Origin of the sequence: Bacillus sp. FSL K6-2971, from assembly GCF_038006405.1 — a bacterium.
GTDB classification, from domain to species: Bacteria; Bacillota; Bacilli; order Bacillales; family Bacillaceae; genus Bacillus; species Bacillus pumilus.
In genome coordinates this window covers 1,736,984-1,750,310 of the sequence record NZ_JBBOVD010000001.1, presented here as the reverse complement: position 1 = coordinate 1,750,310, position 13,327 = coordinate 1,736,984, and the positions used below count along the sequence as shown (strand labels likewise).

The following is a 13,327-nucleotide window of genomic DNA, read 5'->3' as shown; positions in this document are numbered from 1 at the left end:
TTAGTACCTCGGCTTTCTGTCTTTGATTTCAGTTAAAAACTCTAAATAATGCTGATAGCGATACTCTTTGATTTGATCATGCTCGACCGCATCTTTTATCGCACAGCCAGGCTCTTTCACGTGCAGGCAGCCTCGAAATTTACAATCTGCACTTCGGTCTCTAATCTCTAAAAAGTATAGACCTAGATCTTCTGCTTCGATGCCAGTAAATTCGAGCGAGCTAAAGCCCGGAGTATCTGCAATGAGCCCGTCTGCTGTTCGAATGAGTTCGACATGTCTTGTCGTATGCTTTCCTCGTCCGAGATGGGATGAGATATCATCTGTTTTCAGCGCCAATTCAGGACTCATCGCATTTAAAAGGGAGGATTTTCCTACACCAGACTGACCGGCAAATACCGTGATTTTATTGTGGAAATGCGGGGTCAGCTTCTCAATGCCATCTCCTTCAATCGTAGAGGTTAAATGAACATCATAGCCCATTTGCCGATAGTCGTCTGCATATGCCTTGATGGTTTCACGCTCTTCGTCTGTTTTCAATAAGTCCATTTTTGTGATGCAGATAATCGGCTCAATATGATTCGCTTCAACAAGCACTAAAAATCTGTCTAAGAGTGATGTGCTAAAGGTTGGTTCTGCTGCTGAGAAAACAAGTACCGCTTGATCAACGTTACTAATTGGTGGACGAACAAGTTCGTTTGTCCGTTCTTTTACTTCTAATAAGTAGCCTTCTTTATCATTGTCTGCTTGATACACGACGTAATCGCCAACAAGAGGTGTAATTTTGTTTTTTCGAAAGATGCCTCTCGCTCTGCACTGAACTACTTTTCCACTCTCTTGCGACTCATCCAGCACATAGTAGAATCCGCTTAATGCTTTTATAATTTTGCCCTCAGGCATAAAGTCCCTCCTTTATTCATCATCAGGGTATTCGATCGTTTTCGAGCTGACGACTTTATCATCCACCGTCACTTGATAATATCCTTTTTGACCTGGTTCAATCTTAAATTTAATGGTCCGTTCAGTCGGCGCAGTGATTTTAAAGCTTTCGTATGAATCAGAGATGCTATGCTCCGCATCATCAATAGAAATTTGGACATTCATCTCCTGCCCTTCCGCTTCTGGTTCATAAGGGATCGCAATCTTTTCAGTCACCGTTTTGGCTGGTTTTTCCTTCGGTCCAAGAGAGAATGTAATCTTGACCGTGTCACCTGGTTTAACAGCTGTCCCTGCTCCCGGTTCCTGCTTCATGACCTCGCCTTTTGGCACATCGTCAGAATGCGCTTTTTTTTCATCGAGCTTTAAACCGTTATCCTCTAAATAATTCGATGCCGCTTGCTTACTATACGTCGTTAAATCACGTAATGTAATATCGGCAGGACCTATGCTGACAGTCAACGTGACCTCTTCATCTGCTGCTACAAGCTCAGTATTCGCTGAAGGACTCTGTTCCATGACAATCCCAGACTCGGTGTCATTATCATTCACTTCCTCCACAACGACCTGTTTAAACCCTTTTTTCTCTAATATTTCTTTTGCTTTATCGACCTTTTCCCCTGTAACATCAGGTAATTCGGTCTTTTCCTTGCCAGTACTTTCGTAAAGCTGAATCTCTGTTCCTTCTTTGACCTTTGTGCCGATTTTCGGGTCTGTTTTGACGACGAGACCTTTTTCAATTTTCTCATCAGCGATCTCTATTGACTCCGAAGCGACGGTAAACCCAGCTTTCTTCAAGGTATCTTCTGCTTTTTCAACCGTCATGCCAGATACGTCTGTGACTTCCACATCTTTTGGAAAAAGCAGCCCTGGAAACACAGTGATGGCTAAAATTGTCGCAGCAGTCAATATAAATAAGATGGATGCCACAATCCATGGCCATTTTTTTCGTTTCTTTTTCGGCTTTTGTTTCTTTTTTTTCTTCGGTTTTTGAGCCGAGTGGACGGCTGTTTTTTCATTGTCTTGATCAATTTGATGATCTTGAATGATTGGGATTGCTTTCGTTGCTTCATGGTCTTCTTCAATAACAAAGCGTTTTTCTTTTAGTCTGGCTGGATCGAAAGCGGTTTTTAAGTCTTTTTGCATTTCAGATGCATCTTCATATCGATAAAATGGATCTTTGGCCATCGCCTTTAAAATGATGTTTTCCACGCTTTGTGGAACAGAAGGATTCCATCTTCTCACAGATGGTGGCTCTGATTGCAAATGCTTCAGTGCAACACTGACAGCCGATTCACCTTCAAATGGCATGCGTCCTGAGATGAGTTCATAGAGCACAATCCCAAGCGAATAGATGTCTGACTTTTTCGTTGCAAGTCCCCCGCGTGCTTGTTCTGGAGACAAGTAGTGCACGGAGCCTAGGACAGAATTTGTATGGGTAATGGTCGCTGAGCTGAGTGCCATGGCAATCCCAAAATCAGTGACTTTGATGTTCCCCATATTGTCTATTAATATATTGTGAGGCTTAATGTCACGGTGAACAAGCTGTTTCGCATGGGCTTCTTCCATCGCCGCAACGACTTGCTCCATGATGCGAACGGCTTCTTTCGGATGAAGCGGGCCATTAGCATGTATGTATTCCTTCAGCGTCATTCCCTCGACATATTCCATGACAATATAATAAATGTCATCTTCTTCCCCGACATCGTAGATGCTGACAATATTCGAATGATCTAAGCTTGCAGCTGACTGCGCTTCCCTCCGGAAACGTCTAATAAAATCATCATCGCTCGCAAAGTCAAACCGCAAAATTTTAATCGCTACTTCGCGATCTAAAATCATATCCTCCGCCAAATAGACGTTTGCCATTCCGCCTCCGCCTATGACGCGAAGAATCTGATAACGGCCGCTGATCCTTTTTCCGATCAACACTTGCTGTCACCCTCCTCTGGCTGGGAGGAGATTTCTAACAATACTGCTGTAATGTTATCTTCACCGCCGTTGTCATTCGCTGTTTGTATTAACTCTGTTACTTTTTCCTCTGGTGCGGTCGTTTGCGTTAATATATGAGTCAAATTCTCTTCTTCTACTTTATTCGATAGACCATCTGAGCAAAGCAGGATTTGATCTCCTGGGTCCACTTCAAAAGTGCGTGCATCAATTTGAACACGTTTATCTGTTCCTAATGCTTTCGTGAGCACATTTTTTCTTGGATGATATTCTGCATCCGCTTTTGAAATTTCACCCGTTTTCACAAGCTCGTTCACGAGTGAATGATCATCTGTTAATTGGGTCAGCGCTCCTTCTCTTAGCAGGTAACAGCGGCTGTCTCCAATATGCGCAATTGTGACCGTTTGCAAATGAACGAGCGCGCATACAATGGTCGTCCCCATTCCTTGGCACTCCTCATTGTTTTGCGCATGTTCATAAACTTGGTCATTAATGTCACTGATTTTTGAGATTAACCAGCTTTCTTGATCGGCTGGCTTTTCTGGAATTGAAGATGTTTCTTCCCAGTATTCTTTTAAAGAAGAGACTGCCATCTTGCTGGCGACATCACCAGCAAGATGACCTCCCATGCCGTCTGCTACAACAGCGAGAAGTGAATCTTCTTTTGCTTCAAAAACACCTGCATCATCTTCATTATGCTGACGGACTTTTCCTGTATCGGTAAGAAAGGCTGCCCTTATCAACATTCGTCACCTCGTCTCTTCCTGACGCTCCTTCGCTCTTAGCTGACCGCAAGCAGCATCAATGTCATGGCCTTGCTCTCGTCTAATCGTTACGTTTACGCCTCGTTCTTTCAGCGTTTTTTCAAATAGGAAGATTTGTTCTCTAGGTGTTCTCACATAATCTCTCTCTGGTACATAGTTCACCGGAATGAGGTTCACGTGGCACTTAATTCCTTTTAATAGGTCTGCAAGTTCTTCTGCATGGTGAACTTGATCATTTACTCCGCCAAACAGGCCGTATTCAAAGCTGACACGTCTACCCGTCTTTTGAATGTAGTATTCGATGGCTTCCATTAATTTTGGCAGCTTATATGCCTTATTGATCGGCATTAGGCGGCTTCTGATCTCTGTGTTCGGTGCGTGCAATGACACAGCAAAATTGATTTGCATTTGCTCATCAGCAAATTGATAGATCTTTGGAATGATTCCGCTTGTCGAAACCGTAATATGGCGCGCACCAATATTTAAGCCATGATCATGGTTGATGATTTTAAGGAAAGCAAGCATCTCTTCAAAGTTATCAAACGGTTCGCCAATTCCCATGATGACAACAGAGCTGACTCTCTCGTCTGTTTCGTCAAGTGCCTGCTGTACTTTCAATACTTGTGCAACGATTTCTCCGGCTTCAAGGTTTCGTTTTAAACCGCCAAGTGTAGATGCACAGAATGTACAGCCGATTCTACAGCCAACCTGTGTTGTCACGCAGACAGAGTTTCCATATTCATGACGCATAAGCACTGTTTCAATTGTATAACCATCATGCAGTTCAAATAAAAACTTGATCGTTCCGTCTTGAGACGTTTGTTTGATCACGGTTTTTAATGTTGTGATTGTAAATTGATCTTTTAATTTTTCTCTTAAATCTTTGGAGAGGTTAGACATTTCATCAAAGGATGTCACACGTTTCTCATAAAGCCACTCAAAAATTTGCGCTGCGCGGAAAGGCTTTTCGTCTTGTTCTTTTAACCATTCTTTCATTTCGTGAAGCTCAAATGAATAGATCGATGGCATATCTGTTTTCAGTTCTTTTCTTACTTTTTGTTCTGTCATTTTTTATCCCTTCTTTCTCATGCTGCAAATAAAGAAACCATCTGTTCCGAAATAATGAGGAAGAATTTGCACACTTCCGTTTTGAACAAACGGAGCAACCTGCTCAGGCAGCCGTTCATTAAGAGATAGATCGGGTTCGAAGTCTTGGTGTTCTTGTAAAAACGCATGGATCACTTGTTGATTTTCTGTTGGGTCCATTGTACATGTACTATATACAAGGGTTCCGCCAGGCTTTAAAAGCGGAGCTGTTTCTTTTAAGATTGCCTGCTGAATTGCAGCAAGCCTTGCTGAGTCTTCTTTAGACTTTGTATATTTCATATCTGGTTTTCGTCTAATGACGCCAAATCCAGAACACGGCGCATCAATCAGAATCCGGTCAAATGAAGCTTCGCTGTAATCGCCCTTTGCTTTCCTTGCATCAAGCGCTTTTGCCTCAATTTGAGTAAGGTTCAGACGTTTTGCTGCTTGTTTGATGAGTTTCACTTTATGTTCGTGCAAATCTAGTGAAACAATTTGTCCTTCGTCGTTCATACGCTCTGCGATATGTGTTGATTTTCCGCCTGGAGCCGCACAGGCGTCAAGCACAGCTTCTCCCGGCTGAGGGTCTAGTGCTCTTGCGACAAGCATTGAGCTTTCATCTTGAATGGTCACATAGCCTTCTTGAAAAGAAGGGGTTGAAACGATGGACCCTTTCATCAGCTTAAGTGCATCTTCTGATAAGTCGCCAAGCTCCGTTTCAATTCCGACATCCAGCAGTTCTTGCTGCAGTGCTGCGCGGCCGGTTTTCATTCGATTGACACGAAGGGTTTGCTTTGGCGGTACTAAATGAATGCGGCACATGCTTTCTGCCGCTTCAAATCCGTACGACTGAACCCATTCCTGCACGAGCCATAATGGGTGGCTTGTCTCAATCGAAAGCCGCTTGACTGGATCTTTGATGTCATCAAAAGCCGGAACGCCTTCTCTTTGCACGGATCGAAGAACGCCGTTCACAAGTGAAGATATACCCTTGTGCCCTCTCTTTTTCGTTAGCTCAACTGCTTCATGGATGGCTGCACGATCTGGAATCTTTTCAAGGTACACCATTTGATAAAGGGACATCCGCAAAAGTTGCATGACCCACGGAGCCACCTTTTGCGGTTTTTTCACAAATGGTACCAGCATATAATCTAATGCCAGCTTGTTTTGCAGTGTACCGTACACAAGCTCTGTTAAGAGCGGTTTGTCCTGATCTGCCAAGTCTTTGTCTTTCATGACTGACTGTAAAAGTAAATTACTGTAAGCTTGGTTTTGTTCGAGTTTGATTAAAGCGTCCAGCGCTACTTCTCTCACATTACTTTTCTTCATTCATTAACCCTAATTTCTGTCCCATTTCGATATTTGCGCCTCTTAGGAAGTCTTCGCCGCTCATCTTTTTCTTACCAGCTGGCTGTACACCTGTTAATAAAAGGCCTTGTTTATTCCCAGTTCCAATGACTGGACCTTCTTTTTGAAGCTCAATCACTTTCCCAGGTTCTTCTTGCGCTTCGAGTGGAACTTTTTTCGCTTCCCATACTTTTAGATGAGCCCCGTTCCATTCAGTATAGGCAACTGGCCACGGATTTAAGCCGCGAACTTGGTTGTAAAGCTCTTCACCAGTTTTTGCCCAATCTATTCTTTCTTGCTCCCGCTTAATATTAGGTGCGTACGTTGCCGCTTCTTCATTTTGCGGAATTGGCGAAATAGATCCGCTCAGAACATTTGGCACAGTATCTTTCAATAGTGCAGCGCCTGCAACACTTAATTTGTCATGCAATGTTCCGACATTGTCTAATTCGTCAATTTCTACTTCTACTTTACTGATCATGTCCCCTGCATCAAGTCGTTCCACCATGTACATGATCGTGACGCCTGTTTTCTTTTTGCCTTGAAGGATCGCATAATGGATCGGCGCGCCCCCTCTTAGTTCTGGCAGCAGTGAGGCATGTACATTGATACAGCCAAACTGAGGTTCATCTAGTAATCGTTTTGGCAAAATTTGTCCAAATGCCGCCGTGACAATTAAATCCGGCTTTAAGGCAAGCACTTTATCAATTTCTTCATCAAGGCGCACCTTTTCAGGCTGCAAGACCGGAATGCCGTGCTTTAAGGCTTCCACTTTCACAGGAGGCGGCGTGAGTACTCGTTTTCTGCCTTTCGGGCGATCTGGCTGCGTGACGACCCCGACAACTTCGTATCCTTCTGTTATGAGTGTCTGCAGCACAGGTACTGAGAAATCAGGGGTTCCCATAAATATAATACGTGCCATTTTCTTCACCCTTCCATTTCCGCAAGTTCTTTTTCTGTATAGGTTTGAATGATTTTCGACGTAAATAATATCCCGTCTAAATGATCAATTTCGTGCAATAAGGCTCTTGCTAAAAATCCTTCTGCTTCTATTGTAAATGGTTTGCCTTTCTTATCAAAGGCTTTTACCTTCACATAGCTCGGTCTTTCTACTGTGCCGTATAAAGATGGAAAGCTCAGGCAGCCTTCAATATCTGTTTGATATCCTTTTATTTCAAGAACCTCAGGATTCACTAAATCAATTCTGCCAGGTTCTTCTCCGATATCGACAACAGCAATTCTTTGTGAAATGCCAATTTGTGGTGCTGCTAGTCCGACTCCATCTAGCTCAAGCATTGTATCATACATATCATCAAGCAGTTTTTTGAGCTTTTTATCGAACGTATCGACAGGCTCTGCCTTTTGTTCAAGTACTTCTGCCGGATGCATGACTATTGGTTTTACTGCCACTTAAAGCCCTCCGTTTTACATCATCATATATGGATTCATATCTATTGAAATCATCAATTGTTTTTGTTCCATTTCCTTTTGATAATGATCTTGTATTTTCCGTAGTAAACTTGCCAGTTCATTTTCCCTTTTGTATTTTATCACGCATTGATATCGATATCTATCTTTGATCTTAGCGATTGGTGATGCAGCCGGACCAAGAATTCTTGTATTCGGTGCACAGTTCATTTTGAGGAACTGAACAATTTGATCCGTGACATGTGCTGCCTTCGTCACTTCCTCATGTGATACTGTCACCATCGCCAAAAAGTAATACGGCGGATAGGACTGGTGGCGGCGATGCAGCATCTCCTGTTCATAAAAGGCTTCGTAGTCATGCTGCTTCGTTAATTCAATACTATAGTGAGAAGGCGTATACGATTGAATGATCACAGAGCCCTCTTTTTCATGTCGTCCTGCCCTGCCGCTGACCTGCGTGAGAAGCTGAAATGTTTTTTCACTTGAACGGAAATCAGGGATATGAAGAGACGTATCCGCACTTAGAACACCAACAAGTGTGACATCTGGGAAATCTAGCCCTTTTGCAATCATCTGCGTCCCAAGCAAAATATCTGCTTCTTTATTGCCAAAAGATGTGAGGAGTTTTTCGTGAGCACCTTTACGAGACGTTGTATCCACATCCATTCGGATGACTCTTGCCTCTGGCAGTACTTTTGTCAGCTCTTCTTCTACACGCTGCGTACCCGTACCAAAATAGCGAATATGCTCACTATGGCATTCTGGACATTCAGCTGGCACCGGTGCCTCGTGACCGCAATAATGGCATTTCAACCGTTTTTGATAGCGGTGATAGGTGAGAGAAATTTCGCAATGAGGACATTGCTCCACATATCCGCAATCACGGCACATCACAAAGGATGAATAGCCCCTTTTATTCAGAAATAAGACGGCTTGTTCTTTTCTTTCAAGCACTTCCTTTAATCTGAGCATTAATTCTTCTGAAAACATGGACCTGTTGCCATTTCTCAATTCTTCTCTCATATCAATTAACGAAACGTGCGGCAGCTGCTGCTGGTTGACTCGGTTTTTGAGCGTCAGCAATGTAAACACGCCTTTTTTGGCACGCGCATAGGTTTCAAGTGAAGGAGTTGCACTACCTAAAACAACTGGGCAACGATGCCTTCTGGCTCGTTCAATGGCGACGTCCTTGGCATGATAACGAGGCATTTCCTCTTGTTTATAAGAAGATTCATGCTCTTCATCTATGATAATCATGCCTAGATTTTCAAATGGTGCGAAAACAGCCGATCTAGCGCCCACGACAAGTTTGACTTCCTTGCGGTGGATTTTCCGCCATTCATCATATTTTTCCCCTGTCGATAATCCGCTATGAAGTACAGCCACATTTGAACCGAATCGTTCTTTAAACCGCTGAACCATTTGAGGGGTTAACGAGATTTCAGGAACGAGGACGATCGCTTCTTTTCCTTTTTGAAGGGCATGATCAATCGTCTGCAAGTAAATCTCCGTTTTACCGCTTCCTGTCACCCCGTGCAGCAGAAAGGTTTCATGCCGGTCACCGCTGACTGCTTGATGAATATGTTTTGCCGCTTCTGCTTGTTCTGGCATAAGGTCAAGTGAAGCAGAAGGTGTAAATGCCCGGTCACGATAAGGATCCCGGTAGACCTCTTCATAGCTTTCTGTTAGCAGCCCCTCTTGAATAAAGGTTTTAAGCGTTTGAGAACTCGCGCCTGTTTGCTGCTGCAAGTCTTTCGCTAAAAAGGTCGTCTCACTCGCTTGAAGCAAAAAGGAGAGCAGAGCCTTTTGTTTCACCGCATTTTTCTTCAGCTGCTGCTGTTTTTCTTCAAGCTTATCTTTTGATGCAGCTAGTTGGAGCGTGCGCACTTTTTTCTTTCCAGATTTTTGCGAGACGTGATACCTTACCTCTAAATGACCTTTTTGGACATGCTTTTGAATCTGTTTTAGTTGTTCGGCTGGGATGTCAGCGTAAAGAATGCTGTCTCGCTGACCGAAAAGCTCTTTCAATGACTGCGGAAGTTCTTCATCTGACAGCACTTGAATTTCTTTTTCATACTTCGCCTTCATGGCTGCAGGCAGCATCGATTGAAGTGCCGTAATGTGATAGGACAATGTTTTTTCCGTCAGCCAGTGGGAAAGCTCCAATAGCTCATCTGTCAGAACAGGTGATAAATCAAATAAATCGACAATGTCCTTTATGCTTCCTGTTTTTACATCTGTTTCTTCTTTGACTTTTGTCACAAACCCTTGAATCTTCCTCGGGCCAAAGGGGACGACCACCCTCATTCCCGCTTTGACGAGATCTTTGAATCGATCTGGTACACGGTAATCGAATGGCCGGTCAATGGCTTTCGTTGTGACATCTACGATGACTTCAGCAATCATGCGCGATCACGCTCTTTTGGCAACAGCTGTTTTGCCTCCTTTAAGATTTCAAAAGCGAGGTCTTTTTTGCTCATCATCGGCAGTTCTGTTGTTGTACCATCTGCTTTGATGATTGCTGCTACATTTGTGTCTGTGCCAAAACCTGCACCTTCTTTTGTGACATTGTTGGCTACAATCATATCTAAATGCTTGGATTCGATTTTCTTTTTCGCATAATATTCTACATCCTGCGTTTCAGCTGCAAAACCGACAAGCACTTGATGCTCTTTTCTTTTCCCCAGCTCTTTTAAAATATCTTTTGTCCGGGTGAATTCAATTTCTAAGCCGCCGTCCTGTTTTTTCATTTTATGAGGATATGAGGTCACAGGGGTATAGTCGGCGACTGCTGCTGATTTAATGACAAGGTCCGCTTCCTCGTACACAGCTAATGCGGCTTGATACATGTCCTCTGCCGATTCAACGTGTACCACATGTACATGATCAGGTGCCGTTAAAGAAACAGGTCCTGAAATAAGCGTGACATCAGCTCCCATCTGCTGCGCAGCCTCTGCAATTGCATAGCCCATTTTTCCTGACGATCGATTTGTAAAGAAACGCACAGGATCGATGACTTCTCGTGTAGGACCTGCTGTCACCACGACTTTTTTACCTGAAAGCGGTAAGTTTTTTGGCTCTTCAAAAAATGCACGGATGTGCTCAACTATTTTTTCAGGCTCCTCTAATCGCCCTTTTCCAATATAGCCACAGGCTAAATAACCTTCACTCGGTTCAATAAACCGGTAGCCGTCCTCATATAATGTGCGAATGTTCCGCTTTACAGCCGGGTGATCATACATATGCACATTCATAGCTGGTGCGATCCATACAGGAGCAGTTGAAGCAAGTAAGGTCGTCGTGAGCATATCATCTGCAAGCCCTGCCGCCATTTTGCCAATCGTATGTGCTGTTGCAGGGGCAACAAGAATGAGGTCGGCCCAGTCAGCTACGTCAATATGCGCAATGACTTTTGGATTGTTTTCTTTAAATGTATCCACATACACCTCATGCCTAGACAGTGCTTGGAAGGTAAGCGGAGTCACAAACTCACGGGCAGATTCTGTCATAATCACTCTTACATTTGCGCCCGCCTGTACGAGTTTACTAGTAAGTGCAGCTGCTTTATATACGGCGATTCCTCCGCTGACGCCGAGCAAAATATTTTTTGACTGTAACATTCGTTTGTCCCCCTTAACGGCCTTTTTCACAAATTCGTCTACAATTCAAAAAAGTCAAAACCAATCATAGTTTTGACTTTTTTGAACGTATCGTATCTGCATACCAGAAGCGATGTGTTATTCTTGATCCTCTTTTTCAAATGTCAAAAGACCGGCATCAATTTCTTCAAGTGCTTTGCCTACAAATTTGTAAGACTTTGTATTTTCAATTTGCTGATCTTGATGGATCTGCATTTCACGTGCACGGCGTGCAGACACTGTCACAAGTGTGTATTTTGAATCAAGTTTGTTCATCAATGAGTCAATTGAAGGATCTAACATAGTTTATTCTACCCCCAGCATTTTTTTATATCTTGGTGCGACTCTGTCTCTGCGCAGGTGTTCTGCAAGGACGATCGCTTTGATTCTTTCACAAGCAAGCTCGACATCATCGTTTTCCACGACATAGTCGTAAGCATCCATCATTTCAATCTCTTCTTTTGCAGCAGCCATTCGATTTCGAATGAGCTCCTCAGACTCTGTACCACGTGTAATGATGCGGTTCTGAAGTTCTGAAAGACTAGGCGGTGCAAGGAAAATAAAAAGACCTTCTGGGAATGCTTCTCTTACTTGAAGTGCACCTTGCACTTCGATTTCAAGGAAAACATCTTTTCCTTCGCTTAATGTCTGTTCTACATAGTCAACAGGCGTGCCGTAGTAATTCCCGACATACTCTGCCCATTCTAACAGCTTTTTGTTTTCAATCATATGTTCAAATTCTTCCCTGGATTTAAAGAAATAATCGACACCATTTCTTTCACCTTCACGCGGTTTACGTGTTGTCACAGAAATTGAGTATTCAAATTTCGCATCTTCCTGGGAGAAAATGGCTTGTCTGACCGTTCCTTTTCCAACTCCCGAAGGTCCAGAGAGAACGATTAATAGTCCTCTTTCTTTCATAATGGCGTATTACCCCTGCCCTTCATCTATGATTTCTTCTTTTACAGAAAGTCTTTGCGCGACAGTCTCAGGCTGAACGGCAGATAAGATGACATGGTCACTGTCCATAATGACAACAGCACGGGTTCTTCTTCCGTATGTAGCATCTATGAGCATGCCTCGATCTCTTGCGTCTTGTATCATTCGTTTAATCGGTGCTGATTCCGGACTGACGATCGAAATCATCCGATTCGCTGAAATGATGTTTCCAAATCCGATATTGATCAACTTTATGGTCATCTTCTAACGTCCCCCTGTATTATAAACGTCTCTAGTCTCGCCGAAAGAGACGTACTGTAAACAGCATACACAATGACTATTCTATATTTTGCACTTGTTCTTTTATTTTTTCAATAGCACTTTTCATTTCAACCACCAGCTTTGTTAAGTGATGATGGTTCGCTTTTGAGCCAATGGTGTTCACTTCACGGTTGAGCTCCTGTACAAGAAAATTAAGTTTTCTGCCAGCAGCACCGCCTTGCATCAAGATTTGCTGGAATTGCTGAAAGTGACTTTTCAATCTCGTAATCTCTTCTGTAATGTCACAGCGGTCAGCAAAGATCGCAGCCTCTGTTGTCAATCTGCTTTCGTCAAGCGCCTCTCCGATCCATTCTTGCAATCGCTGATTGAGCCTGTCTTTATACTGACTCACAACCTCTGGTGCAAAGACTTTGATTTCTTCTGTATAGGCCTCTAATTCAGAAAGCCTCAGCTCACAGTCTTTTTGAAGTGATGTTCCCTCCTGCTCTCTCATGAAGCAAAGTTCCTTGACAGCCGTTTCACAAGCTTCCATCAGCAATTGCTCTAATTGCTCATTTCGGCTGGACGATTCTTCTACTTGAACGGCATGCTCTAGCCCCAGTAAGTCATGTGCATGCTGAATGCCTGAAATGTGATAGCGTTTCTCGAGATCTTTTGCGGCTTTCATGTATTCATCAAGCAGCGGCCAGTCGATCTGCAAGGATCGGCTTGCTAGTTTACCGCCTTCAATCGTAACAAACAACTCAATTCTACCACGCTGCACGTGACGAAGAATGATTTTTTTTAATGTGTCTTCGAAATATAAAAGCGGCCTCGGCAAACGGGCATGAACCTCTTTAAAACGGTGATTGACCGATTTTAGCTCAACTGACACTGTCAGTTCTCCATCCGTTTTACTCGCTTGACCGAATCCCGTCATACTGCGTATCATGTCAAAACACCCAATTCTTTCATATTAAT

13 protein-coding genes are annotated in these 13,327 nt (G+C 43.3%); all 13 read right to left on the bottom strand.

Annotation, left to right across the window (positions count from 1 at the left end; translation table 11 throughout):
• Window positions 1–897, bottom strand: coding sequence for a ribosome small subunit-dependent GTPase A (gene rsgA, locus MHI33_RS09090; RefSeq protein WP_044141944.1), 897 nt, complete (start codon window positions 895–897; stop codon window positions 1–3).
• 12 nt (window positions 898–909) lie between these two features.
• Complete coding sequence (gene pknB / locus MHI33_RS09085) at window positions 910–2,865, bottom strand: Stk1 family PASTA domain-containing Ser/Thr kinase (protein WP_340910755.1); 1,956 nt, start codon at window positions 2,863–2,865, stop codon at window positions 910–912.
• Window positions 2,859–3,629, bottom strand: a complete 771-nt coding sequence (locus MHI33_RS09080) for a Stp1/IreP family PP2C-type Ser/Thr phosphatase (protein ID WP_185107226.1) — start codon at window positions 3,627–3,629, stop codon at window positions 2,859–2,861. Before MHI33_RS09080 ends, pknB begins: the two co-directional genes overlap by 7 nt.
• Window positions 3,630–3,632: 3 nt before the next feature.
• The gene (gene rlmN, locus MHI33_RS09075) at window positions 3,633–4,715 is read right to left on the bottom strand and encodes a 23S rRNA (adenine(2503)-C(2))-methyltransferase RlmN (RefSeq protein ID WP_003212089.1); all 1,083 of its coding nucleotides are present in this window, start codon (window positions 4,713–4,715) and stop codon (window positions 3,633–3,635) included.
• Window positions 4,716–4,718: 3 nt separating this feature from the next.
• A complete protein-coding gene (gene rsmB / locus MHI33_RS09070; RefSeq protein ID WP_185107224.1) occupies window positions 4,719–6,062 on the bottom strand; it encodes a 16S rRNA (cytosine(967)-C(5))-methyltransferase RsmB in 1,344 nt (447 codons plus the stop codon).
• The gene (gene fmt, locus MHI33_RS09065; RefSeq protein WP_265208345.1) at window positions 6,049–7,002 is read right to left on the bottom strand and encodes a methionyl-tRNA formyltransferase; all 954 of its coding nucleotides are present in this window, start codon (window positions 7,000–7,002) and stop codon (window positions 6,049–6,051) included. Before fmt ends, rsmB begins: the two co-directional genes overlap by 14 nt.
• Window positions 7,003–7,007: 5 nt before the next feature.
• Window positions 7,008–7,490 (bottom strand): peptide deformylase, encoded by a 483-nt coding sequence (gene def / locus MHI33_RS09060; protein ID WP_065097256.1) that lies wholly within the window; start codon window positions 7,488–7,490, stop codon window positions 7,008–7,010.
• A 15-nt stretch (window positions 7,491–7,505) separates the two neighbouring features.
• Entirely contained in the window at window positions 7,506–9,914 is a 2,409-nt protein-coding gene (priA, locus tag MHI33_RS09055) for a primosomal protein N' (RefSeq protein WP_106067450.1), read from the bottom strand.
• Complete coding sequence (gene coaBC, locus MHI33_RS09050) at window positions 9,911–11,128, bottom strand: bifunctional phosphopantothenoylcysteine decarboxylase/phosphopantothenate--cysteine ligase CoaBC (protein ID WP_340910746.1); 1,218 nt, start codon at window positions 11,126–11,128, stop codon at window positions 9,911–9,913. Before coaBC ends, priA begins: the two co-directional genes overlap by 4 nt.
• A 117-nt stretch (window positions 11,129–11,245) precedes the next feature.
• On the bottom strand, window positions 11,246–11,449 hold the full coding sequence (rpoZ, locus tag MHI33_RS09045) for a DNA-directed RNA polymerase subunit omega (RefSeq protein WP_003211647.1): 204 nt from the start codon (window positions 11,447–11,449) through the stop codon (window positions 11,246–11,248).
• 3 nt (window positions 11,450–11,452) lie between these two features.
• The gene (gmk, locus tag MHI33_RS09040) at window positions 11,453–12,067 is read right to left on the bottom strand and encodes a guanylate kinase (protein WP_340910743.1); all 615 of its coding nucleotides are present in this window, start codon (window positions 12,065–12,067) and stop codon (window positions 11,453–11,455) included.
• A 9-nt stretch (window positions 12,068–12,076) separates the two neighbouring features.
• Window positions 12,077–12,346 (bottom strand): extracellular matrix/biofilm regulator RemA, encoded by a 270-nt coding sequence (remA, locus tag MHI33_RS09035; RefSeq protein ID WP_008344898.1) that lies wholly within the window; start codon window positions 12,344–12,346, stop codon window positions 12,077–12,079.
• Window positions 12,347–12,422: 76 nt separating this feature from the next.
• Window positions 12,423–13,298, bottom strand: coding sequence for a YicC/YloC family endoribonuclease (locus tag MHI33_RS09030; RefSeq protein ID WP_340910740.1), 876 nt, complete (start codon window positions 13,296–13,298; stop codon window positions 12,423–12,425).
• Window positions 13,299–13,327 lie beyond the last annotated feature (29 nt).